Here is a 22,389-nt window from a genome sequence, read left to right as displayed (position 1 = left end):
AGAAGCCGCCGTCCGGCGGTGTGATCTGGGTAACCCCCCGACCGGAGAACAGCGGTAGAACCTGTTTCAGTACCGGGGGCCGAAGGCCGGGCGGCCGACGGATTGTCAGTAGCCCCTCCTAGCGTGCTCCGCATGACGCAAGCCGCACACGCGTACGCCTATCTGCGCCCGTCCGCCGTTCTCGACGGTGCCGACGGCCCGCGCCTCGCCCTGGAGACCTCCGGCGGCACCACGCCGCTCGGGGCGGTCGCCAACCCGCGCTTCTTCGCGGGCTTCCTGGCCGACCCGGCCCCGGCCGCCGCCGCGCTGCTCGCGGTCGCCGACGTCGCCGCCGCCCGCTACTACCAGCCGCAGCTGCGCGCCTCGCTCGACCCGGTGGTCACCGCCAACGGCGACCGGCTGCGCTTCGAGTCCTTCTCCGGCTGCTGCGGCGTCTACGCCCGGCTCGACGTGCTCCGGGCCGGACTCGACGGCGACGACATCGGCCACGGCACCACCAACGTCGACGTCAACAACCCGCTGCGGGAGGCGCTGACCCGGATCGGTCCGGCCGAGCCGCTGCACCTCGCGGTCGGGCCCGACGCGCTGGAGGTCACCACCTTCGACGGGCCGGTCGTCGAGAAGAAGGTCCCGCTGCCGGAGCGCTGGGTGCGCGGCTTCGCCGAGACCCAGGTGACGGCCGCCGCCTTCGACCTGCGCGCCGAACTGCCCGCCGCCGAGGCGGTCCGCTTCCTGCGCTCGCTGCCGCGCGGCGGCGGGCGGGCCAGGGCCGCCGCCGGCTGGGTCGTGCCGGCCGGACGGACGCTGCGCCCGACCACCCGGCCCGTCCCCGGCGCGGTCTGCCTGCCCGGCCCGGAGCGGCTGGCGGCGCTCCAGCGGGTGCTGCGCCACGCGCTGGCCCTGCGGGTGTACGGCCCGGTGGCGGGCGACGGCCCGGCGGCCTCGGCCTGGGAGGTGGTGCTGCCCGGCATGCGCCTCACGCTCACCCTCTCGCCCGACGCCTCCCGCGGCTTCTCCGGCGAGGGCGGGGTCCTCGGCGCGCTGGCCACCGGCACCGCCGAGCAGGACGCCGAACTGGTCGCGGTGCTGCTGGCCTGGGAGCCGAGGATCGACGTCGCCGAGCTGGCCGAGCAGTCCGGGCTCACCCCGGCCCGGGTCCGGGCCGCGCTCACCCGGCTCGGCACCGCCGGGCAGATCGGCTACGACACCGCCGAGGCCGCGTACTTCCACCGTCAACTGCCCTACGACGCGCACCGGGCCGAGGCGCGGAACCCGCGGCTGCGGGCCGCGCACGCGCTGGTCGCGGCCGGCGCGGTACGGCTGGCGCCGGGCGGCGCGCTCGCCGAGGTCACGGTGGACGACCACCTCCAGCGGGTGCGGACGGACGGGGCGGGCCGGGTGAGCTGCACCTGCCTCTGGTGGGCCAAGTACCGGGGCGGGCGGGGGCCGTGCAAGCACGCACTGGCCGTCGCCGTCGTCCGGGAGCGGGCCCTGAGCGGACGGGAGGCGGGCGCGTGAGCGGCGTCGAGGAGCTGTTGCGGGCGGTGCGCGAGGGGCGGACACCGCAGGTGCCGGCGCTGGTCGCGGCGCTCGGCCCGGCCGAGCGGCGGGCCTGCCTGCCGGAGCTCAAGGAGCTGCGCAAGCAGGTCCGCGGTGAGTGGTCGAAGGAGGCGAACGCCCGGGCCGGGGCGCTGCTGGTGGCCGGGGCGGGCTGTCACGCCGGCCCGGCCGGCGCCGCCACCTGGATCGGCGGGCGGGACTTCACCGGCCGCTCCTGGGCCCGCCACCCCGCGCTCGGCGAGGTCGTCCTGGCCCAGCCGGTCGACTGGCAGATCGAGGTGGCCACCCGGCTGGCGGCACGCCGGGGCTCGGGCTGGAACTGGGAGCTCTACCCGCTGATCGAGCGGGTGGTCCGGCGCACCGGCTGCCCGGTGCCGGCCACCGACGCCTTCACCACCGAGTGGCTGGCCCGGATCGGCGGCGGCGACGCCCGCCGGGGCTGGGTCAGGACGCTGCTGGAGTGCTTGCGCGGGGACGCCTTCACCCCGGTGCTGCTGCCCCGGGTGTTCGAGCTGGCGGACGTCGGATGGCAGCTGGAGCAGGGGCGCACCGACCGGCCCGGGGACTCCTGGCCCGCCGCCATCGCCGGGCTGGCCGAGGACGGGGTGCTGGACCGCGCCGAGCTGCTCGACCTGTGCCTGGCCCGGCTGGTGCGCGGCGGCAAGCCGGCCGACCAGCGGGCCTTCCTCGCCGTCCTGGTGGCGCTCGCGCCCACCCCGGACGAGTACGCGCGGCAGGTCCGCGGCCTGGTCGCGCTGCTGGACGGGCTCTCGGTCGTCGCGGGCCACGCCCAGCAGGTGCTCGCCGAGCTGGACGGCGCCGGGGCGATCGACCCCGAGGTCCTGGCGGAGGCCTCGGCGGTGGTGCTGTTCCGGACCGAGAAGAAGCTCGTCCGGGCCCAACTGGGCTGGCTGGACAAGGCCGCCCGGCGCTCGCCCGACCGGGCCGGCCCGGTCGTCCTGGCGGTGGCCGAGGCCTTCGGCCACCCCGACACCGCCCTCCAGGAGCGGGCCCTCACGGTGGTGGCCCGGCACCTCAGGGCGGCCGGCGAGGCCGTGCTGCCCGACCTGCGCTTCGCCGCCGAGGGGCTGAACCCGGCCCACCACGCCCGCGCGGGCGAGCTGCTGGGCGCGCCGGTCGGCGGCGACGACCCGGACACCGGGTGGAGCGAGCTGCTCCCGCCCGCCCCGGTGCCGAGGCCGCTGGGCGAGCCCGTCGCGACGCCGGCCGAGGTCGCCGAGGAGCTGTCCGCGCTGCTGGCCGCCGAGCGGCCCGAGGTCGCCGTCTTCGAACGCACCCTGGACGGCCTGGTCCGGCACGCCCACCTCGACCGCGCCGCACTCGCCGAGGCCCTCGCGCCGGTGCTGCGGGTGCACCCGTGGCACGGCGTCGGCCGGTGGCACGACTGCGGGCCGGCGGACATCCTGTACGTCGCGGCCGCGATCGCCGGTCAGGCCGATCCGCACGAGCGGGGCCCGGTCTTCCGGAAGAAGGTCCGGAGCCCGCTGCGCGGCGAGCACAACACGCCGTACGGCCGGGTGTTCGCCGCCCGGCTGACCGAGGCGGCCGAGCGGGTCACGGCCGACCGGCCGCCGCTGCTGCTCGCCACCCCCACCGACGCCACCGGCGCGCTGGCGGCGGCCGCGCTGGTCGACCGGCTGGCCCGGTACCAGACGGCGGGCGTCGAGCCGGGGGAGGCCGACCTGCACGCGGCGCTGCTGCGGCTCACCGTGACCACGGACGAGACCGTGCTGGCCGCCGCCGACCGGCTGACCTCACCGGCCGGGCGCTGGGCGGCCCGCTGGCTGCGCGAGGGCGGCCTGCCCGGCCAGCCCTCCGAGCGGGTGCGGTTCGCACCCGGCCGGGGCGTCGGGAGCCGCGCCCTCTACCAGGAGCGCTGGTGGGAGGACGTGAAGCGGATCTGCGTCGCCCAGCCCGGTCTCGGCGCCGGTCCGCGGGGCCCGGCGGGCGAGCGACTGGGCGCCGACTTCCGGGCCCTGCTGGAGGGCACCGAGCCGAGCGTGGCGCGGGCCCGGCAGCAGAACGAGTGGCTCTGGCAGCCGACCGCGCACTGGGCCGCCGTCCTGCCGCACCACCGGGAGGAGCTGGCCGCCCGCTGGCTGGACTGGTTCGCCGACTGCGCCGACCGCGAGCGGCGCGGCGCGGCCGGGCTGCTGCCCGTCCTCGCCGAGGCCGGCGGCCCCGCCGGGACGGCGCTGCACCTGGCGCTGGCGTACGGGCTGGGCGCCCGGTTCCCCGAGGACCGCACGGCCGCCGTGGACGCCCTGCTCGTCCTCGCCGCCCGCGGCCACCTCGACGGGGCGCTGCTCGGCCGCGAGCTGGGCGTGTTGGTCACCGAGGGCACGGTGAAGCCGAGCCGGCTCACCCAGGCGCTGGCCGTCGCCGCCGGGACGGGCGCGTACGGGACGGTCTGGTCGGTGCTGGCCCCCGCGCTGCCGGCCGTGCTGTCGGGCGAGCCGCCGAGGGGCGCCGCGGACCTGGTCGGGACCGCCGCGGACTGTGCCCGTCGCTGCGCGGCGCGGGGCCCGATCGCCGAGGTGGGGGAGGTGGCGGCCCGGTCCGGTACGGGCCGGTTGGTGAAGGAGGCACGGGCCCTGCGCGACGTCCTGGCCGGGTGAGGCGGGGTGGCCGGGGCGGCCGGGCGGGGACGCGGTGGGGTGGTGGGGTGGTCGGGCCCCTAGGGTGAGCTCGTCCCCGTCACCGTCGCACCCCGCCCGGAGCACCCGTGCTGCATCTGCGCCTGATCGTCCCCGTCGACCTGCGCGACGCCGTCCTCGGCAGCCTGGACGACTCCGTCGGCGTCACCCATGTGGTGCTGCTGCCGGACGCCGCCGTCCGGCCCGCCGGGGACGTGGTGCTCTGCGACGTGGCGCGCGAGTCGGCGGACGAGGTACTGGCGGCCCTGCGGGCGACCGGGCTGTCCGAGCGCGGGGCGATCAGCGCCGAGGAGGTCGCGCTGACCCTCTCGGCCGCCGCCGACGAGGCCGAGCGGCACGCGCCGGGGGAGGGGGCGGACGCGCTGGTCTGGGAGGCGGTCTCCGAGATCACCCACGAGGAGTCCACGCTCACCGCCGTCTACCTGGCCTTCCTCACCGTCGCGACGATGCTGGCGGCCTGCGGCGCGGTGCTGGACAGCGCGGTCCTGGTGGTCGGCGCGATGGCCGTCGGGCCGGAGTTCGGGCCGCTGGCGGGGCTCTGCGTCGCGCTGGTCCAGCGGCGGGCCCACCCCGCCCTGCGGTCGCTGACCGCGCTGGTGGCCGGGTTCGCGGTCGCGATGGCGCTGACCGTCCTCTTCTCGCTGCTGATGGACGAGTTCGGCCTGTTCAGCCGGGCGAGGTTCGACGGTGTGCGGCCGAACACCTCGTTCATCTGGCAGCCGGACGCGACCTCCTTCGTGGTCGCCTTCCTCGCGGGTGTGGCCGGCCTGCTCTCGCTGACCTCGGCGAAGGCCGGGATGCTGGTCGGCGTGGCGATCTCGGTGACCACCGTGCCGGCGGCCGCCAACGCGGCCGTCGCGCTGGGCTACGGCGACCTGAACCAGTTCCGGGGCTCCAGCGTGCAGCTGCTGCTGAACCTGTCGGGGATCGTGGTGGCGGGCGTGCTGACGCTGCTGGTGCAGCAGGGCGCCTGGCGGCTGATCCGCCGCCGGGCGGAGCGGGCGGCGGCGGGCTGACGGCGCCGCCGCGCACCCGGCGGGCCGCGGTGGTCCGCGCTGGGCCGGGTGCGCGGCGGGTGCCCGTTCAGACGGTGACGCCGTCGCCCTCCGCGGCGTCCTTGGGCCGGGCCGGGCCGCCCGCCGCCGAGGCCGGGCCGTCCGGGACGAGCAGTTCGCGTCCGCCCTGCGGCAGTGCCGCGACGGCCCGCCACCAGAGCCGCAGGGCGGGCGGTTCCGCCGGCTCGAACGGCTTGCCGGGGCGGGGCACCGTCAGCCGGGCGCCGAGCGCCCGGGCCGCGCCGACCACCCGCTCGGCGGGCTCCTCCCACGGGTGCGGCGCCAGGTTGAAGGTGCACCAGTGGATCGGCAGCAACAGCTCGCCGCCGAGGTCGAGATGGGCCCGGACACCCTCCTCGGGCGTCATGTGCACCTCGGGCCAGAAGTCGCTGTACGCGCCGACCTGCATCATCGTCGCGTCGAACGGGCCGAGCCGGCGGCCGATCTCGGCGAACCCGGGGAAGTAGCCGGTGTCGCCGCTGTGGAAGATCCGGTGCCCGCCGCCGGAGACCACCCAGGACGCCCAGAGGAACAGCGCGCTGGTGCGCGGGCCGCGGCTGCAGTAGTGCCGGGCCGGAGTGGCGGTCAGGGTCAGCCCGGCGACCTCGGCCGACTCCCACCAGTCCAGCTCCACGATCCGGTCGGCGGGTACGCCCCAGTGCGCCAGGTGCGCGCCGACCCCGAGCGGGACGGCGAAGACCGCGCCGGTGGCGTTCAGCGCGCGGACGGCGGCCATCTCCAGGTGGTCGTAGTGGTCGTGCGAGACCACCACCACGTCCACCGGGCCGAGTTCGGCGAGCGGCAGCGGGACCGGGTGCAGCCGCTTGGGGCCGGTCCAGCCGAACGGCGAGCAGCGCTCGCCCCAGACCGGGTCGAAGAGCACCCGGCGGCCGCCGATCTCGGCCAGCACGGTGGCGTGGCCGAGCCAGGTCAGCCGCAGCCCGGAGGCGGCTGGCCGGGCCAGGTCGACGGGGAGCAGCCGGTGCAACGGCACGGCCGCGGTGGGCGCCCGGCGGGTCTTGTCGGCGCCGAGCTGGGCGCGGGTGATCTCCAGCGGGGTGCGCTCGTACACCAGCCGGCGGGTCGGCAGCGGGTTGCGGAAGGCGCCGTCGGCGAACTGCGGCGAGCGGTGGATCCGGGCCAGCCGTTCGCCCCGGGGCTCGGCCCCGAAGGCGTCCGTCCGGACCCGGTGCCAGGCCGCTCGGGGCAGTGCGGCCAGGCCCGGGGCCGTTCCGGTCGCGGCGGGGGCGGAGAACTGCGAGGCCAGGCCGGCGAGGCGGGAGAACCACGGGACGGGGCGGGGCACGGTACCTCCAAGGGCGGCTACGGCTACCGGGCATGCCGGGGCGCGTACGCACGGCGGCGAGACCGTTGCGGTACGACGACCATCTCGTCGGAGGTTACTCGTTGTGGGCTGTCCGGACCCGGTGGACGGCCCCACGCGTGCCGTTCGGCGTACGCCGGGCCGAGCGGGTCCGGCGACCGGCCGGTCCGGCGGCGGTCCGGCAGCGGTCCGGTGCGTCCCGTGGCGCCCCGCTCCGCCCGTGCCGCCCGGCCGCGTTCGGGTGTGCCCCGCCGGGCTCAGGCGTAGAAGCGGGTGATCGTCTCCGCCACGCAGTGCGGCTTCTCGCTCTCCGCGCTGGTGATGGTGAACCTGACCACCGCCTGGACGCCGCCGGGCACCTCGGTCGCGGAGACCAGCTCGGCGGTGGCCCGCAGGGCCGTGCCGACCGGCACCGGGGCCGGGAAGCGCACCTTCTCCGAGCCGTAGTTGAGCGCCATCCGAACGCCCTCGACGCTGTAACACTCCTTGGCCAGCACCGGGATCATCGACAGCGTGAGGTAGCCGTGCGCGATGGTCGAGCCGAACCGGCTCTTCTCGGCCCGCTCCGGATCGACGTGGATCCACTGGTGGTCGCCGGTGGCCTCGGCGAACAGGTCGATCCGCTCCTGCTCGACGGTGTGCCACCGGCTGGTGCCCAGCTCGGTGCCGACGGCGGCGGTCAGGTCGGCGAGGGAGGCGAAGGTCGTCACGGTGCGCTCCTGGTGGCAGGCGGGGGTGGGAACTCGGGGGAGAGTATGCCTACTCGCCGGTCACCTGCCAGGGGGCGGTCCGCCCGGCGGTGGTCCGTGACCCGCCGGGGTCAGGAGCGCTGCGCGGTGCGTCCGCCGGGCAGCAGCCGGCGGCCGCCGATCAGTTCGGGCACCAGGGCGACGAACATCGGGTCCGGATCACCGACCCAGGGGCGCAGCCCGGCGCGCAGCGCCCGGCGGACCAGCTCCGGCTCGCGCACCACGTCCGCCCGGCCGTGCAGCAGGACGCTCCAGCCGGTCCGGGTGACCGGGTCCAGCTGGTCGGCCTGGAAGGCGACCACGGTGCCGTCCAGGCCGCGCGCGGTGCCGCTGCCCCGGCGTACCGCCAGCAGCAGCCGCCCGTCCGCCGCGACCTCGAAGGAGACCGGCAGGACCGCCGGCAGCGCGTGCTCGGTGTACACCACGCGTCCGACGGGCACGGTGCTGAGCAGCCGCAGGCACTCGGCCTCGCACAGGGTCTCCGCCCGGTCGTCACGCTCCATGGCTCCGATCGTCCCCCCGCCGGTGTGCGGCCGATAGGGCCCATGGTCCCGGAGCGACCGGGTCGGGAGCCCCGTCGGCGGGGGTCCGGGGCGGTAGCTTGTCGGGCGGCGCGGTGGAACGTGCCGCCGGCACGGGCGGTCGTCGAGGTCCGCGCGGTCCGGCACCCGGGCCGACCAGGGGTACCGGGCCGGGCAGTACAGGGCACGGCAGGACACAGCAGGACATGGCACGGCAGGGCAGGGCAGGGGCGCGGCGGCAGGCAGCCGCGGCGGGCGGTTCCGGGGATACCGGGGCCGGCGAGGAGGGGGCGGTGCGGGTGGTCAGTGGGGTCGACCTTGTGGTGATCGGGGCGGACGGCGGTCCGGACCGCGGCTTCGGTGGTTCGGCGCACGCGGCGGACGGCGCCCGGCTGCTCGCCGACATCCTGCCCGGCATGTGCTTCGACGCCGGCTCGGGCGGTTGCCGGGTCGCCGTGGTGGAGCCGGGCGCGGACGCCAACACCATGCTCACGGCGGTGCGGGAGGCGGCCGGGCGGCCGGGGCGGTGGCTGCTGGTCTGCCTGGTCGGTCAGCTGGTGGCCGACCCGCGCGGCCGGCGGCTGGCCCTGGTCACCGGCGGCAGCACCGCCGACAACGCGTACCGGCGCGGGCTCGCCTGGGACTGGGTGGTCAGCGCGATGGTGCACGGTGACCAGGAGGAGGCGCTGTTGCTGGTCGACGCCGTCGTGGACCGGGACACCTGGGCGGCGCTCGAACGCGGTGGCGGCGAGGACGGCGTCGGCGAGTTGCTCAGCTACTCACGCGTCCCGCTCTGGGGCCGGATCGGCCGCTACACCCCCGGCAGACGCGGGCGGGACGCGGTCCTGCCGGGCGGTGAGGGGTCGTTCAGCCGGGCGCTGACCACCGTGCTCGGGCAGGGGCTGCCCGGAGCGCCGGCCGCCGTCGCCCCGCTCGACCTCCAGCCGGCCGTCGCGGGCCTGCTCGACGGCGGTGATCCGGCCGGCGCGACGGGCGCGCGCCTGCTCGGACCGCCGCAGGGCGGGCGCCTGTTGATGCGCAATCGGGCCGCGGTCCGGGGCGCATTGGCCGGATTGTCGCTTTCCGAAGAACTGTTGGCCCTCCTGTGGCGCGAAAGTGCCCCGACGGATCCTCCTTCCGCGTAAGGTCAGGTGGCCCGGGGTGTTGCCGTGAAGGGGCGGGTTGGCGAAGAATCGATGCTCTCGCGGCAACACCGGCGGGGCAGCGGAATTCTTCTGGCGACCACAGACCACGGACGGGGTCGGTCGCGACGAGGTGGGGCGATGCGGCGGCGCGGAAATGTATTGCGCCCTGGGGCGGTTGGGGTCGCTGGGCTGGTTTTGGCGATGCTTCTGAGCGCCTGTGGGGCCGGTGGTGGCGCCGGTTCCGTCGATCGTCTCGGGACGGCCGCGCCCAGTGGTGCGGAAGTGAACCCGCTCACTCCATCGGGTGGTTCCGCAAACGTCGGGATCGCGCCGACCGACGGGCCGGAAGGCGCCGCGGGCCGCCTGGTGCTGAACACCTATCAGGACTGGTGGCAGACCCAGGTGGCGGACTTCGGCCGGACCGATTCGGACGGCTCCCAGTTGGAGACCTACTCCTCGGGGAAGGCGCTGGGCGACGCCCTCGTCAATCTCCGTCAGCTCCACGACGCCAAACTGGTGATGATCGGCAGCCCGCGGAATTCACCCGTGGTGAAGACCGTCGATCTGAAGGCGGCCCCGCAGACCGCCGTCATCGAGGACTGCCTCGATGTGACCGACTGGCACCAGGCCGATGCCACCACCCGCGCCGTAAAGGATCCACCGCGGCGGTTCACCCGGTACATCGCGACCGTTTCCCTGCGACAGTTCCAAACGCGCTGGCTGATCTACGAGTTCAAGCGGGAGGTGGACCGAACATGCTGAATCCGGTACGGCGATTCGTGATCCGCGCGCTGTTGGTCGCGGGATTGCTGTTATCCCCGGCGGCGCCTGCGATGGCGGACGAACCACCGATCGGCGGTGACGTCACGCACTGCCAGGTGAACGTCATCTGCGAGGAGCACACCACACCCGGCGGCACGCCGTCCCCGGGCGGTGGCGGGACGGGCGGCGGAAGCTCCGGCGGTCCGCAGGTCTGCCGCTGGAACGGGCAGGACTGGCCCTGCCACGATCCGGAGCTGGGCTGGTTCAGCGGCTCGACCGGCTGCTACTACCGCGAGCTCGTCCCGCAGCCCGCGGCCGGTGCCGCGGAGTGGGGCGGGCACCAGCCCTCGGAGGGCACGGTGTACGCCGCGACCTGCCGGTTCACCGACGGGTCGATGGGCGCGCCCGCGCCGCAGTTCTTCGCCCAGGCACCCGCCGGTCCGCCGCCGCTCAACCCGGTGGCGGAGGCCCGCAAGATCATGGACAGCATCGTCCTGCCGTTCCCCGAGCCGGGGATGGCGCCCAAGGGCCCGGCCGTGGTCGGGGTACCGGTCTGGCTCTGGCTGGAGAACGCCAAGGCGCCGGCGGCGAAGTCGGTCAGCGGCGGCGGCGTCACGATCACCGTCACGCCCCGGCTGCAGTCGGTGGTGTGGGACCTCGGGGACGGCCGGCCGGAGACCTGCTCCAAGGAGGGCGCCGCGGCCGGTACGCCCTACGAGGCGAAGTACGGCGCCGCCAAGTCGCCCACCTGCGGCCACGAGTTCACGACCGGCTCGGCCGGCAAGCCCAACGGCACCTTCGTCGGGAGCGTCCAGGCCAACTGGGTGGGCGTGGTGACCGTCACCGGCAGCACCCAGAAGGTCGATCCGATCAAGGTACCGCTCACCTTCGCTCCGCTGGAGCTGAGGGTGGGCGAGGTGCAGGTCCTCAACTGACGGGCGGGCGGCGGGGTTCGTCCCCGCCGCACGGCCCGGAGCACAGCGAACGAGTCCTGAACGCGGCAACGTGTCCGAACGACGTGGGAGAGGCCGGAACCCGGTGGAGAACCGTACATTTGCGACGCCTGGGTCCGGCACGGCCGGGGGCGCGGCGGTGTCCGTGGCGGTGCCGGAGCAGGGGCGCGGGGCGCCGCACGCCCCCGGGCGGAACCTGCGGGCACGACGCCGGCGGCCGGCCGTGCTGGCGATGGCGGTGGCGCTGATAGCCGCCGGCGGGCTGGGCGGCGCGGTGCTCTACAACAGCACCGGCCAGCGGGTCGCCGTGCTGGCACTGGCCCGTGACGTGCCGTTCGGACAGGTGGTGACCGACGCCGACCTGGTGGTGGCGCGGATCGCGACCGACCCGGCACTCAAGCCGGTGGCCGCCGAGGGCCGCCAGCGCGCCGTCGGCAGGCGGGCCACCACCGACCTCAGGCGCGGCGCGCTGCTGCTGGACGCGGACCTCGCCCAGAACCTGACGGTCCAGCCGGGCCAGCTGGTGGTCGGCGTGTCGGCCAAGCGCACCCAGCTGCCGGCGTCCCGGTTGCAGTCCGGTGTGGCGGTCGTCGTCGTCTACACGCCCGACAGCGGCCGGCCGGAGTCGCTGTCCGCGCTGGTCGTCACGATCGGCCGGGTGGACACCGACGGCAGCCAGGTGGTGGATGTGGCCGTGGCCGCCGCCGACGCCCCCCGGCTGGCTTCGTGGGTCGCGAGCGGGCGGATCCAGGTGGTGCTGGCGCCGCGCGGCGTGCCCGCCGGGGCACCGGCGCCGTCCGGCGCGGGCGCCGCCTCGGGCACGGCCGCGCCGACCGCCCCCGCGGCGGCGCCCGGGTCCGCCGCGCCGTCCGGGGCGGGTGGGGGCTGAGATGGCGGTGATCGCGGTGGTCGGCGGCCCGGGGGCGCCGGGCGCCACCACGACGGCCCTGGCGCTGCTGCTGGCCTGGCCGCTCCCGCCCGGGCGCCGGATCGTCCTGGTCGAGTGCGACCCGGACGGCGGCGCCGTGCTGGCCGGCGCCCTGGAGGGCCGGGTCGAGGCGGTCTACGGGCTGCGCAACCTGGCGGTCGCGGACCGGCGCGGGCTGCTCGCCCAGACGCTCTGGGAGCAGCTGATCGACCTGTCACCCGAGGGGAACGCCGAGCGGCTGCTGCTGCCCGGCCTGACCGACCCGACCCAGGCGCCCGGGCTCGCCTACACCTGGGAGCCGCTGATGGACGTGCTGCACGGGCTGGAACCGCAGGGCTACGACGTCATCCTGGACCTCGGGCGCTCCGGCGCCACCGGGACCAGCGCCGTCCTGGCCCGCCGGGCGGACGTGGTGGCGGTGACCGTCCGGACCACCCTGCGCGGGCTGAGCGCGGCCCGGCCGCGGCTGTCCGCGCTCGCCGAGGACCTCGCGGCGGCCGGCACCGGGGCCGACGCGCTGGGGCTGCTGCTGGTCGCCGAGGGCCCGTACTCGGGCGCGGAGGTCGCGCGCGAGTACGGGCTGCCGGTACTCGGACTGCTGCCGCACGCGGCCCGCACCGCGCGGGTGCTCTCGGACGGCGGGGACATCACCGACCGGCGGTTCATCCGTTCGGAGCTGATGCGCACCGCCCGGTCGGCGGCGGACGAGGCGCAGTCGCTGGTGCGCCGCCGCCGGCAGCGGCTGGCGCCCTCGGCGGCACCCGCCCAGGTCGGGCCGGCGCCCGCGCCGGAGGCGGAGGGGCCGGTGTCCGGGTACCCGGCGGCGCCGCAGCCGTACGGGCCGGTGCCGCAGGCTCCGGTGATCACCACCGGTCCGGTGGCGCCGCTCGCCGGGCTGGCGCCGCAGCCGGCCGCGCCCGCGCCGTTCCCGGCGCACGTCCAGCCGCCGCCGGACGGGGCGTCGGCGCCGTACGACGGCCCGTCGCAGTACGGGCAGGCGGAGCAGGGGTACGGGCAGGCGCCCTCCGAGACCTCGGCGCCGTACGGCCAGGCACCGTACGGCGGGGCGCCGCAGTACGGCGCCTCGCCGCAGTACGGGCAGGCGGACCCGCAGTACGGCCAGGCACCGTACGGCGGGGCGGAGCAGCGGTACGGGCAGGCGCAGGACAGCGGGGCGGAGCAGCGGTTCGGCGCCTCGCAGCAGTACGGGCAGGTCCGGCCCGAGCCCGCCCGGCCGGCCGGTCCGGCCGCGCCGTTCGGGCCCTACGGCCAGTCGCAGCCGCCGTTCGGCCAGGGCCCGCAGCAGCCGCCCGCCGGTCAGGAGTCCCACGTGAGCTACGGGGAGGTGCTCCGTGCGCGGTAGCCCCCTGCACCAGCATCCGGCGTCCGACCCGGCCGCCCTGCCCTGGACGGCGCCCCAGCCGGCGCCCCACCCGGCGTCCGGGCCGGGGCCGGTGACCCCCGGTCCGGTCGGACCGGCCGCCCCCGGCGCACCCAGGCCGGGCGGGTACCAGGTCGGCGCCGCGACCCCCACCGCCGTCCCCTCCCCGCTGCCCGCGCTCGACCTGCGCGGCGCCGGCACCCGGCCGGCCGTCGACCCGCAGGTGGCGCGCGAGCTGAAGCGCCAGGTGGCGGCCGAACTGCACCAGCAGATCGCCCGGTTGACCGCGACCTCGGGCGTCGAGCCGGACCGCGCCACCCGCCGCCAGCGCGGCCGGGCCCTGATCGAGGAGGCGGTCGCCCGCTGGTCCGACGCGTACGCGCAGACCCACGGCATCCCGCCGACCCGCGAGCAGGACCGCGCGCTCGCCGAGGCCGTCTTCGACCTGCTCTTCCGGGCCGGGCGGCTCCAGCCCTACCTGGACGACCCCGACATCGAGAACATCCTGATCAACGGCTGCGACGACGTCTGGATCTCCCGGGTCCACCAACCCCTGCGCCAGGTGCCGCCGGTGGCCGACAGTGACGCCGAGCTGATCGAGCTGCTCCAGGACCTCGCCCGCCAGCACGGCGGCGGCGAGCGCAGCCTCTCCACCTCCAGCCCCACCCTCGCGCTCCGGCTGGAGGGCGGGATGCGCCTCCAGGCGCTCACCGAGGTGACCCCGCGCCCGTACGTGGCGATCCGCCGCCACCGGGTGGCCTCGGCGACGCTGCCCGAGATGGTCCAACTCGGCACCCTGGACACCACCCTGGCCGCCTTCCTGGCCGCGGCGATCCGGGCCCGGAAGAACGTGATGATCACCGGTACGCAGGGCGTCGGCAAGACCAGCCTGCTGCGCGCGATGGCCGCCGAGATCCCGCCGGACGAGCGGATCGGCACCCTGGAGTCGGAGTTCGAGCTCTGGCTGCACACCCTCGGCCACCTGCGCCAGGTCGTCCCGATGGAGGCCCGGGAGGGCAACGGCGAGCGCGTCGAGGGCCGGCTGGCGGGCGAGTTGAGCATCGGCGACCTCATCCCCGCCGCGCTGCGGATGACGCTCTCCCGGATCATCGTCGGCGAGGTCCGGTCCGGCGAGGTCGTCCCGATGCTGCGCGTCATGACCAACGGCGAGGGCGGCTCGATGTGCACCCTGCACGCCCGCGGCCCGCACATGGTGGTCGACCGCATCGCCGAACTCTGCCTGGAGTACGGCTCGCACATGACCGACACGCTCGCCTACCGGCTCACCGCCAACGCCGTGGACCTCATCGTGCACGTCGCGATGGTCGACGAGACGGCCGTCGGCGGCCGGCGCCACCGGTTCGTCTCGCACGTCCTGGAGGTCGCCGGCCTCGGGGAGAGCGGCCGGCCCGCGCTGAACACCGTGTTCGGCCCGCGGCCCGAACTCGGCGAGCCGCGCGCCGTCCCGCACACCCCGCCGAACTGCCTGGACGACCTGCGCCGGGCCGGTTTCGACGCCGCGCTGCTCGGCTCGCGGTACGGGAGCTGGAGCCAGCCGCTGCAGCTGCGGATCGGCGGTGGGGCGCGATGACGCTGCTCTTCGTGCTGTGCGGACTGCTGGTCACGGCCGGCCTGGTGACCCTGGTGGCCTGGGCCCTCGGCAGCGCGGACGACGGCGACCCGGCGGGCGGCCGCTCCGGTCCCGGCTCGCTGGCCGCCCGCGGCCAGGAGTTCTGGTACGGCGCGCCCGGCAGCGCCTCCGCCCGGATGGTGCGACTGCGCCGGATCCAGCTGCCGGTCGCGCTCGTCGCCGCGCCACTGGGCTGGCTCTTCACCGGCATCCCGCTGACCGCGCTGCTGGTGCCGCTGGTCGTCTTCGGCCTGCCCTGGCTCTTCGACACCACCCGCTCGGACACCCACCGGATCGAACGGCTGGAGGCGCTCTCCGAGTGGACCCAGCGCATCGCCGACGTGCTGCTGCTCGGTGTCGGCCTCAACCAGGCCATCGTCACCAGCCGCCGCACCGCGCCCGCCGCGCTGGAGGACGAGGTCGGCGAGCTGGCCGCCCGGCTGCAGGCCCGCTGGCGGCCGGAGGAGGCACTGCGCGCCTTCGCCGACAGCCTCGCCGACGCCACCGCCGACAAGGTGCTCGCCGCGCTGCTGCTGCGCGCCGGGGACAGCGGCCCCGGTCTGGCCCGGGCGCTCTCGGACATGGCCGAATCGGTCCGCGAGGAGGTCCGCCAGCGCCGGGTGATCGAGGCCGACCGGGCCAAGCACCGCACCACCATCCGCTGGCTGGTCGGCATCATCGTGCTGGTCGTCGTGATCGGCTCGTTCAACACCGACTACACCAGGCCCTACAGCACCGCGCTGGGGCAGGTCGTGCTCGCCGTGGTCGCCGCGCTCTTCGTGGCGGTCATCGCCTGGATGCGCGCGCTCGCCTCGCACCCGCCGGTACCGCGCCTGCTGGAGGTCGACCGGCGCAGCCGCAGCGGCGGCCGGCGACGCGGGACCGCCACCGGCCGGCCGGCCGAGGGCGAGGCCCAGGACACCGGCGACGACCAGCGACTCCTCGGGGAGGTCCGATGATCTCCCCCTGGTCCGTGCTGGCCGGCGCGGTCGCGGCCGGCGGCGTCGCCCTGCTGATCTCCGAACTCCGGCCCGCGCCGCCCGACCTGAGCCAGGCCCTGGACCGGTTGCACCGCACGCCCGCCGACCGGGAGCCCGACCCGGACGAGCGGCCGCGTTGGTTCGACCGGATCGGTGAGCGCTCGATCGGGCTGCGCGGGGTGCGCGTCCCGCGGCGGGAGCTGTCGCTGATCGGCCGGGCCCCGGCCCGGTTCATGGCGCACAAGCTGCTGTTCGCCGTGATCGGCCTGGTGCTGCCGGCCTACCTGGCGGCGATGGCGGTGCTGCTGGACATGGGCCTGCCGTTCGCGCTGCCGCTGGTGCTCGGGCCGTTGCTCGCCGGGCTGCTCTGGTTCGTCCCGGACGCCATCGTGCGCGGCGAGGCCAAGGAGGCGCGGACCGAGTACCTGCACGGCATCGCCGCCTACCTGGAGCTGGTCGCGCTGGAGCGGGCCGCCGACCTCGGGCCCGCGGAGGCGCTGCGCCGGGCCGCCGCGGTCGGCCGGGGCCCGGTCTTCCGCCGGATCCGGGACGCCCTGGACCGGGCCGCGACCGACCGGCTGCCGCCCTGGGCGGGCCTGGACGCGCTCGCCGCGGAGCTCGGCCTGACCCCGCTGCAGGACGTCGCCGACATCATGCGGCTCTCCGGCACCGACGGGGCCGCCGTCTACGACACCCTGCGCGCCCGGGCCAAGGGCCTGCGGGGCGAGCTGCTCGCCGAGGACCTCGCCCGGGCCAACGCCGACAGCGAGCGGATGGTCGCGCCCGGGGCCGCCCTGACCCTGCTGATGACCGCCCTGATCGTCTTCCCCGCGCTCCACCAGATGCTCGTCTGACACCACCCCCGGTGCCCGCGCGCAGCTGTCACCACCACTGACCCCTGGGAGTCCTCCGATGTCCGACCAGCTCAAATCCCTGGCCGTCCGGTTGATCCGGCCCACGCTGCTACCCGTCCAGTTCGCCCTGCTGCTCTTCCAGTTCCGGGTCGGCCGGCTGAAGGCCGCCAGGGCGCGCGGCGACCGGGGCGCGATCAGCATCGAACTCGCCCTGGCCATCATCGCGCTGGTCTTCGTCGCCGGCGCCGTCGCGGTGGCGCTGTACGCGCTGAAGGACAAGGTCGTGAAGAAGGTCGAGCAGGACCCGAACCTGCCCGGTGGCGGGGCCGGCGGTGCGGCGACCCCGTGATGCGCCGACCCCGTCGCCGCCGCGACCGAGGAGCGATAAGCCTGAGCCTGGCCATCGTCTTCCCGGTCGTCCTGCTGCTCGTCCTGATCGTTGTCCAGGGCTCGATGTGGTGGTACAACCGCCAGCTCGCGCTCACCGCCGCCCGTGAGGGCGTGGACGCCGGTCGCGTGCAGGGGAACCAGAGCGACGAGGTGAAGGACGCCGCGGCCAAGCGGCAGGCCGAGGACTTCCTGCAACGCCAGGGCGGTCCCGGCTACCGGGTGCGGACGGACGGGAGTTCTCCGGTGCTGATCCGGGTCACGGTGGAGCTCACGCCGCCGGTCCTGATCCCCGGGGTCACCCCGCCGACCATCACGCAGCACGCCGAGGCGCCGCGTGAGCGCTTCGTCCCGCCCCGGGCGGCGCCGTGAGGCGGGCCGAACGTCCGGCCCGGCCCACCGGGTGGGGCGGCCGGTTGGCGCGTCGGCGGTCGGCACGCGGTCGGGACGCCGGCGGCGTGGCGATCGAGGCGGCGATCGTCGCCCCGGGCGTCGTCGCGCTGATCCTGGTCGCCGTCGCCGCCGGGCGGGTGCAGACCGCGGCCGGCACGGTGGAGGCGGCGGCCCGCTCGGCCGCCCGGACGGCCTCGCTGGCGCGCAGCGTGGACGGGATGGACGAGCTGGTCAAGAAGACCGCCGCCGAGACCCTGAAGCAGCAGGGCGTCATCTGCCGCGACAGCGACACCGCGGTGAAGCACGGCGAGCTGACCAGCCACGGGGCGACGCTGGTGACCGTCGAGGTGACGGTCTGGTGCGAGGTGGGTCTGAGCGACCTGCTGCCCGGGCCGGGCATGCCCGGGACGAAGCGGCTCGAAGGCCGGTTCGTCTCGGTGGTCGACCGGTACCGGGCCGGGTGAGCGGGCCGATGCCGGTGGGACGGACGACCGGTGCCGACGAGGGCGCCGGGCGGGGATTGGGGACGGCCCGGGCGGGGGAGACGCAAGCGGAGAGCTCCCGGGGGACGGCAGGGCAGGGCGGAGCGGTCCCGGGCGGGGCCGCCAGGGAGACGAAGGTGCGGGAGGGGGCGTGACGGTGCGCAGACCCGGGGGGGAACGGTGGGGCGGCCGGGCCGTCCGGCGGTGGGGCCGGCGCGGCCGCGACCGGTCGGACCGCGGTGCGATCGCCATCTTCGTGGCGATCTGTGCGGCGTTCCTGGTGCTGATCATCGCCCTCGTCGTGGACGCCGGCGGCCGGTTGCGCGTCGCCGAGCGCACCGACGGCTACGCCCAGGAGGCCGCCCGGGTGGGCGGCCAGCAGCTCGACGAGGCCGCCGTGCTCCGGGGCGAGGGCTACAAGGTCAAGCAGGACTACGTCAAGGACGCCGCCAACAGCTACCTGGCGCTGTACCACCTCGCCGTTCACGAGGTGGCGTTCTCGGACGACGGTTCGTCCGTCACCATCACGGTGCAGGCCGAGTACAAGCCGGCGCTGCTGGGCGAGCTCGGCAAACAGAAGGTCACGGGCAAGGGCAGTGCCACCCTCGTCCACGGAGTCGAGAAAGCGGAGACCGACTGATGGTCGCGCCACGTGCCAAGGACCAAGCCCGCGCCGGACGCCCGGCCCGGGGCGTGCCAGCCCCGGCGGGAGCCCGCCGCCGGCCGGCCCCGCTGCCACCGCGCCGGGGCCGGGGCGGCGCACTGCTCACCGCGCTCGCCGCGCTGGTCACCCTGCTCGTCCTGCTGGTCGGCGTACCCGCGCTGCTGCTGTACGGCACCGGGGCGGTCGCGGCGATGGGCGAGGTGGCGCCGGACGGCGTCGGGCAGCTGCTGACCAGCCCCGACGACGGGCGGCTCTTCCTCTGGCTGCTGGTCGTGGTCGGCTGGCTGGGCTGGCTCTGCTTCGCGCTCTCGGTGCTGCTGGAGATCCCGGCCCAGCTGCGCGGGCGGATCGCCCGGCGGATCCCGGCGTTCGGCTGGAGTCAGCGGGTCGCGGCCGGCCTGGTCGGTTCGGTGATCGCCCTGCTGCCGGTGGCCGGTTCGGCCTTCGCCGCCGCCCCGGAGCGGGCCCCGGCCGTCGCGCAGGCCCAGGCCGTCGGCGCGCAGCGCGCCGCGCTGCCCGCGGCCCAGGCCGCGCCGGCGCTCGCGCCCGCCGCCGACCAGCAGCCCACCTACACCGTCCGGGACAGCCGGCCGGCCGACAGCCTCTGGTCCATCGCCGAGCGCCAACTGGGCTCGGGGGAGCGCTGGGTGGAGATCGCCAAGCTCAACGCGGGTCGGCCGATGGGGGATTCGGGCCTGACCTTCGACGCCGAGCGGCCCATCCACCCCGGCTGGGAGCTGCTGATGCCGGGCGACGCCAAGGCCGACGAGGCCAAGGCACCCACCCCCGCACCCGCTCCCGCACCCGGTGCGCCGACCGCGCCGACCGCGCCGCAGGCGGGGAGCGCCGGGAGCGGGCACAGCACCGTGACGGTGGCGGCCGGGGACAGCCTGTCGGCCATCGCCGAGCGGGAGTTGGGGGATGCCGAGGCCTGGCCGAAGCTCTTCGAGGCGAACAAGGACGCCCAGGCGCCGGACGGGGAGCGGTTGACCGATCCGGACGTGGTGGTGCCCGGGATGGTGCTGACGCTGCCGGGGGCTCCGGCACCCGCTCCCGCTCCTGCTCCTGAGCCCACGCCCGCCCCGGCTCCCGCGCCCGCGCCCGCCGACCAGGCTCCCGCGCAGACCCCGCAGGCGCCTCCCGCGCAGACCCCGGCCCCGCAGACCCCGGCCCCGCAGGCATCCGCCTCGGCGCCCGCCTCCGCGCCGGCCTCGGCGCCTGCCTCCGCGCCCGCCGACACCCCGGCTCCGGCTCCGGCCGCGCACGCCGAACAGGCCGGCGACGACTACACCGTCGCCCTGACCGCCTCCACCGTCGGCGTGCTGCTCGCCGCCATGATGGTCGGCACCGTCGCCCACAAGCGCGGCACCCAGCTGCGCGCCCGCCGTCCGCGCCACCGCATCGCGCTGCCGGCCGCCCCCGCCGCCGCCTTCGAGGCCGAACTGAAGGTCCGCCAGGACGATCGCGGCCTCGACCTGCTCGACCGCGCCCTGCGCACCATGGCCCGCAACACCGTGCGGGGCGGCAAGCGTCTGCCCGCCATCGTCGCGGCCCGGATCACCCCCGGTCACACGGTCGAGCTGCACCTCTCCGGCCCGGCCACCCCGATCGCCCCGTTCCGCGCCGCCCACGCCCCCAACGTCTGGTGGTGCGCGGCCGATTCCGGGGACCTCCTGTCGCCCTCCCAGGCCCACAAGACCGCCGCGCCCTACCCGGCACTGGTCACCCTCGGCGGCGCTCCGGACGGATCGGTGGTCCTCGCCGACCTGGAGACCGTCCGGCTGCTCCACCTCTCCGGCCACCCGGACGACGCCCGGGACGTGCTGCGCACCCTGGCCGTCGAGCTGGCCCACAGTCCGCTGGCCGACCGGCTGCACCTGCATCTGGTGGACCTCGCCGAGGAGTTGCCGATCACCGGGCCCGCCGCCGAGCGGATCCACCGGCACCCCACCCTGGAGGCGGCGCTCACGGCCCTCGGCCCGCGCACCGCGAAGGCCCGCGCCACGCTGGTCGCCGCCGAGGCCGCCAGCCCCCGGGACGCCCGCAGCCGGGGACTGGCCGACGAGTCGTGGGTCCCGGAGATCGTGCTCTGCGCCCAGCAGCCCGGCGGGGACGTTCCCGCCGAGCTGGGCCGCCTGCTCGACGCCCGCCCCCGGACCTGCGTCGCCGTGGTCACCCGCGCGCCCGAGCGCGGCACCGGCCCGGTCGCCCGCTGGACGCTGCCCGCCACCGGCCAGGCGACCATCCCCGGTCTGCACGTCGCGGTCGAGCTCCAGCGCCTGACCGAGGGGCAGTACGCGCAGGTCTCCGAGCTGCTCCGGGCCGCCGACGACACCACCCAGCACCCCGCCCCCGCCTGGACCCTCGACGGCCCCGGCACCGACCTCGAACCGGCCGAACTCCCGGCCCCCGTGCCGGTACTGGCGGCGGTCGGCGCCTCGGCGGCCTCCTTCGAGGGCGGTTTCGACGGCGGCGCCCTCGGCGCCGGCTTCGACCGGGCTCTCGACGCCGGTCCCGACTTCGGTCCCGGCGACAGCGCTACCGGGGGCGGTGGCGGTGCGGCCGGCGGTGACGCGGCCGGCCCGCGTCTGCTCGCCCGGGTGATCGGCACCGGGGTCAGCCCGTTCGCCGGCACCGACCCGGCCGCGCCCGCCGCGCCCGGCGTCGCCGGTGGACCGGGATCCCGCTACCTCGTCAACGGCCTCGGCCGGCAGGCGAGCACCCCGGCGGCGCCGCCGGCCGGGCCCGCCGTCGTGCCGTCCGCCGTCGTGCCGCCCGCCGTCGACGGTGACGTCGAGGAGGACCGGGACGCCGACGAGACCACCCAGAACCTCCGCCGGCCGGCCGCCACCGAGGCCCGCACCGAGGCGGTCGTCCCGGTGCGGCCGCTGCCCCCGGCCGCCCCCGGGCCGGAGCCGGTGGCGGCGCCCGCGCCGGTACCGGAGCCGGTACCGACGCACGACCCGGCGCCGGCGCCCGCCGGTGCCGACCCGAGGGTCCCGGGCCGCCCCGAGCCCGCCCCGGAGCCGTCGTTCGAGCCGTCCGCCGAGCCGGCTCCCGGCCCGGCCGCCGCCGCCCCGGTGGCGCGCACCACCCCGGTCCGCAGCGACGCCGACGACCTGCTGGCCATCCTCCGCTCCCCGGAGGCGCACGCCGTCCGCACCGCCCCCCGGATCCGGCTGCTCGGCCCGGTGGACGTGGCCGGCGCCGCCGGCACGGTCGAACCCGCGGCCCTCACCCGGCTCACCGAACTCGCCGCCTACCTGGCCCTGCGCTCCGGTGCCGACCACGCCGCGCTCGACCACGATCTGCACCCCGGCGCGGCCCACCTGGACACCCACCCGACCGTCGCCGATGCCAAGAGCCCGCTGCCGGGCAAACTCGCCGATCTGGCGGCCTGGTTCGGCAGCTCGGCGGAGGGCCGGGCCTTCCTGCCCACCGACAGCGCCGACGGCTACGCCTTCGCCCCGACCGTCACCTGCGACTGGGACGAGTTCCGCGGTCTCTACCGGCGCGGGATGCGCAGCACCAGCGCCACGGCGGACGCGGCGCTCGCGCACGCCCTGGCCCTGGTCCGGGGGGCCCCGTTCGCGGAGGCCCCGCCGGCCGCGTACGGCTGGGCCGAGGCGGAGCGCCAGGACATGATCGCGGCGATCGTCGACACCGCCCACGAACTGGCCGCCCGCCGCCTCCAGTACGGCGACCACCGCAGCGCCGAGGCCGCCGTCTTCCGCGGCCTCGCCGTCGCCCCGGACGTCGAACTCCTGCACCGCGACCTCTTCTACGCCTACGCCTCCGCCGGCGCCCGTGACCAGCTCCTGCGTGCCGTCAACCGGCTGGACGCGCTGAGCCGCCGTACCGGCCGGGACCTCGACGCCGACACCGTGGCCCTGCTGCGGGACCTGCTCTCGGGGGCGTGAGCGGGCGGCGGGCCGGAGGGCCG

At 76.7% G+C, this 22,389-nt stretch carries 19 protein-coding genes; 16 read left to right on the top strand and 3 right to left on the bottom strand.

Annotated elements, in window-relative coordinates; translation table 11 throughout:
- Nucleotides 1-132: 132 nt before the first annotated feature.
- From ACIQTO_RS27180 to ACIQTO_RS27170, 3 genes are all read left to right on the top strand, one after another.
- Nucleotides 133-1,518, top strand: coding sequence for an SWIM zinc finger family protein (locus ACIQTO_RS27180; protein WP_402393070.1), 1,386 nt, complete (start codon nucleotides 133-135; stop codon nucleotides 1,516-1,518).
- Nucleotides 1,515-4,199 (top strand): DUF6493 family protein, encoded by a 2,685-nt coding sequence (locus tag ACIQTO_RS27175; RefSeq protein WP_402393067.1) that lies wholly within the window; start codon nucleotides 1,515-1,517, stop codon nucleotides 4,197-4,199. Before ACIQTO_RS27180 ends, ACIQTO_RS27175 begins: the two co-directional genes overlap by 4 nt.
- Before the next feature lie 107 nt (nucleotides 4,200-4,306).
- The gene (locus tag ACIQTO_RS27170; RefSeq protein WP_402393065.1) at nucleotides 4,307-5,254 is read left to right on the top strand and encodes a DUF389 domain-containing protein; all 948 of its coding nucleotides are present in this window, start codon (nucleotides 4,307-4,309) and stop codon (nucleotides 5,252-5,254) included.
- 67 nt (nucleotides 5,255-5,321) lie between these two features.
- On the opposite strand, the gene ACIQTO_RS27165 is transcribed toward ACIQTO_RS27170, so the two are convergent.
- From ACIQTO_RS27165 to ACIQTO_RS27155, 3 genes are all read right to left on the bottom strand, one after another.
- Entirely contained in the window at nucleotides 5,322-6,512 is a 1,191-nt protein-coding gene (locus ACIQTO_RS27165; RefSeq protein ID WP_402393335.1) for an MBL fold metallo-hydrolase, read from the bottom strand.
- A 362-nt stretch (nucleotides 6,513-6,874) separates the two neighbouring features.
- The gene (locus ACIQTO_RS27160; RefSeq protein ID WP_402393062.1) at nucleotides 6,875-7,327 is read right to left on the bottom strand and encodes a MaoC family dehydratase; all 453 of its coding nucleotides are present in this window, start codon (nucleotides 7,325-7,327) and stop codon (nucleotides 6,875-6,877) included.
- 110 nt (nucleotides 7,328-7,437) lie between these two features.
- On the bottom strand, nucleotides 7,438-7,869 hold the full coding sequence (locus ACIQTO_RS27155; RefSeq protein ID WP_402393060.1) for a pyridoxamine 5'-phosphate oxidase family protein: 432 nt from the start codon (nucleotides 7,867-7,869) through the stop codon (nucleotides 7,438-7,440).
- 311 nt (nucleotides 7,870-8,180) lie between these two features.
- On the opposite strand from ACIQTO_RS27155, the gene ACIQTO_RS27150 reads away from it, so the two are divergent.
- The 13 genes from ACIQTO_RS27150 to ACIQTO_RS27090 all read left to right on the top strand — a co-directional run bounded on the left by ACIQTO_RS27150 (nucleotide 8,181) and on the right by ACIQTO_RS27090 (nucleotide 22,366).
- Nucleotides 8,181-9,032, top strand: coding sequence for a hypothetical protein (locus tag ACIQTO_RS27150; RefSeq protein ID WP_402393057.1), 852 nt, complete (start codon nucleotides 8,181-8,183; stop codon nucleotides 9,030-9,032).
- 201 nt (nucleotides 9,033-9,233) lie between these two features.
- Complete coding sequence (locus ACIQTO_RS27145; protein WP_402393054.1) at nucleotides 9,234-9,794, top strand: hypothetical protein; 561 nt, start codon at nucleotides 9,234-9,236, stop codon at nucleotides 9,792-9,794.
- Nucleotides 9,795-9,865: 71 nt separating this feature from the next.
- On the top strand, nucleotides 9,866-10,729 hold the full coding sequence (locus ACIQTO_RS27140) for a hypothetical protein (RefSeq protein ID WP_402393051.1): 864 nt from the start codon (nucleotides 9,866-9,868) through the stop codon (nucleotides 10,727-10,729).
- A 157-nt stretch (nucleotides 10,730-10,886) separates the two neighbouring features.
- Nucleotides 10,887-11,636, top strand: coding sequence for an SAF domain-containing protein (locus ACIQTO_RS27135; protein ID WP_402393048.1), 750 nt, complete (start codon nucleotides 10,887-10,889; stop codon nucleotides 11,634-11,636).
- 1 nt (nucleotide 11,637) lies between these two features.
- On the top strand, nucleotides 11,638-13,038 hold the full coding sequence (locus ACIQTO_RS27130) for a hypothetical protein (RefSeq protein WP_402393045.1): 1,401 nt from the start codon (nucleotides 11,638-11,640) through the stop codon (nucleotides 13,036-13,038).
- Complete coding sequence (locus ACIQTO_RS27125) at nucleotides 13,028-14,647, top strand: ATPase, T2SS/T4P/T4SS family (protein ID WP_402393043.1); 1,620 nt, start codon at nucleotides 13,028-13,030, stop codon at nucleotides 14,645-14,647. The genes ACIQTO_RS27130 and ACIQTO_RS27125 overlap by 11 nt, the downstream gene beginning before the upstream one ends.
- Nucleotides 14,644-15,645 carry a type II secretion system F family protein gene (locus tag ACIQTO_RS27120; RefSeq protein WP_402393040.1) on the top strand — a complete coding sequence of 334 codons (1,002 nt, stop codon included), beginning with the start codon at nucleotides 14,644-14,646 and terminating at the stop codon, nucleotides 15,643-15,645. Before ACIQTO_RS27125 ends, ACIQTO_RS27120 begins: the two co-directional genes overlap by 4 nt.
- The gene (locus ACIQTO_RS27115; RefSeq protein ID WP_402393038.1) at nucleotides 15,642-16,520 is read left to right on the top strand and encodes a hypothetical protein; all 879 of its coding nucleotides are present in this window, start codon (nucleotides 15,642-15,644) and stop codon (nucleotides 16,518-16,520) included. Before ACIQTO_RS27120 ends, ACIQTO_RS27115 begins: the two co-directional genes overlap by 4 nt.
- Before the next feature lie 58 nt (nucleotides 16,521-16,578).
- Nucleotides 16,579-16,869 (top strand): hypothetical protein, encoded by a 291-nt coding sequence (locus ACIQTO_RS27110; protein WP_402393036.1) that lies wholly within the window; start codon nucleotides 16,579-16,581, stop codon nucleotides 16,867-16,869.
- Nucleotides 16,869-17,279 carry a TadE/TadG family type IV pilus assembly protein gene (locus ACIQTO_RS27105; RefSeq protein WP_387887647.1) on the top strand — a complete coding sequence of 137 codons (411 nt, stop codon included), beginning with the start codon at nucleotides 16,869-16,871 and terminating at the stop codon, nucleotides 17,277-17,279. The genes ACIQTO_RS27110 and ACIQTO_RS27105 overlap by 1 nt, the downstream gene beginning before the upstream one ends.
- Before the next feature lie 86 nt (nucleotides 17,280-17,365).
- Complete coding sequence (locus tag ACIQTO_RS27100; RefSeq protein ID WP_402393033.1) at nucleotides 17,366-17,764, top strand: TadE/TadG family type IV pilus assembly protein; 399 nt, start codon at nucleotides 17,366-17,368, stop codon at nucleotides 17,762-17,764.
- A gap of 169 nt (nucleotides 17,765-17,933) precedes the next feature.
- Nucleotides 17,934-18,422, top strand: a complete 489-nt coding sequence (locus ACIQTO_RS27095; protein ID WP_402393031.1) for a hypothetical protein — start codon at nucleotides 17,934-17,936, stop codon at nucleotides 18,420-18,422.
- Nucleotides 18,422-22,366: a BTAD domain-containing putative transcriptional regulator gene (locus tag ACIQTO_RS27090; protein ID WP_402393028.1), complete on the top strand. Its 3,945-nt coding sequence runs from the start codon at nucleotides 18,422-18,424 to the stop codon at nucleotides 22,364-22,366. Before ACIQTO_RS27095 ends, ACIQTO_RS27090 begins: the two co-directional genes overlap by 1 nt.
- The last annotated feature ends 23 nt before the right edge of the window (nucleotides 22,367-22,389 follow it).

Source organism: Kitasatospora sp. NPDC091207 (genome assembly GCF_044768625.1).
GTDB lineage: Bacteria > Actinomycetota > Actinomycetes > Streptomycetales > Streptomycetaceae > Kitasatospora.
Note: the sequence above shows the minus strand (reverse complement) of the source record. Positions and strands in the feature narration are given on the sequence as shown.

Bases quoted from the DNA above. Each gene is read 5' to 3' on its own strand.
- ACIQTO_RS27145 (WP_402393054.1), top strand. From the start codon at position 9,234: ATGCTTCTGAGCGCCTGTGGGGCCGGTGGTGGCGCCGGTTCCGTCGAT.
- ACIQTO_RS27105 (WP_387887647.1), top strand. From the start codon at position 16,869: ATGCGCCGACCCCGTCGCCGCCGCGACCGAGGAGCGATAAGCCTGAGC.
- ACIQTO_RS27115 (WP_402393038.1), top strand. From the start codon at position 15,642: ATGATCTCCCCCTGGTCCGTGCTGGCCGGCGCGGTCGCGGCCGGCGGC.
- ACIQTO_RS27180 (WP_402393070.1), top strand. From the start codon at position 133: ATGACGCAAGCCGCACACGCGTACGCCTATCTGCGCCCGTCCGCCGTT.
- ACIQTO_RS27110 (WP_402393036.1), top strand. From the start codon at position 16,579: ATGTCCGACCAGCTCAAATCCCTGGCCGTCCGGTTGATCCGGCCCACG.
- ACIQTO_RS27155 (WP_402393060.1), bottom strand. From the start codon at position 7,869: ATGGAGCGTGACGACCGGGCGGAGACCCTGTGCGAGGCCGAGTGCCTG.
- ACIQTO_RS27140 (WP_402393051.1), top strand. From the start codon at position 9,866: ATGGCGGACGAACCACCGATCGGCGGTGACGTCACGCACTGCCAGGTG.
- ACIQTO_RS27120 (WP_402393040.1), top strand. From the start codon at position 14,644: ATGACGCTGCTCTTCGTGCTGTGCGGACTGCTGGTCACGGCCGGCCTG.
- ACIQTO_RS27130 (WP_402393045.1), top strand. From the start codon at position 11,638: ATGGCGGTGATCGCGGTGGTCGGCGGCCCGGGGGCGCCGGGCGCCACC.
- ACIQTO_RS27090 (WP_402393028.1), top strand. From the start codon at position 18,422: ATGGTCGCGCCACGTGCCAAGGACCAAGCCCGCGCCGGACGCCCGGCC.